Genomic DNA, 435 nt, shown 5'->3' with positions numbered 1-435 from the left:
TAGCCGATGGGTTGCTCAATGTCACTGGGAAACTCAAGTTTCCGCCCTCAGCAATAGTAGCATCCTCAATCGTTACCACTGGTGCATTGTCATTATCTTCAATAGTTCCTGTAGCGGTATCGGTTGTTGATCCAACGGTTCCTGTAGCGCTGGTGATTGCTATGGTGAAGGTCTCGTTATTCTCATCAATAGTATCTGCCGTACTTGGTACGGTTGCTGTTGCTGTTGTAGCTCCTGCTAAGAAGGTTACCGTTACTGCTGTAGTAGTGTAATCTCCGTTAGTAGTCGATATATTGGTAAAGCCTAAAGTAAGGGTGATGTCTGTAGCCGATGGGTTGCTCAATGTCACTGGGAAACTCAAGTTTCCGCCCTCAGCAATAGTAGCATCCTCAATCGTTACCACTGGTGCATTGTCATTATCTTCAATAGTTCCTG

1 protein-coding gene is annotated in these 435 nt (G+C 45.5%); it reads right to left on the bottom strand.

The genetic code is table 11. From position 1 onward, the window contains the following. Positions 1 to 435, bottom strand: a 435-nt coding sequence (locus AC061E_RS16635) for a Calx-beta domain-containing protein (protein ID WP_478287254.1), incomplete at both ends; no start/stop codon positions are given.

Source organism: Flavobacterium sp. GNP011 (assembly GCF_056428925.1).
The sequence above is the reverse complement of the archived record's forward strand: the minus strand, read 5'-3'. Positions and strand labels throughout refer to the sequence as shown.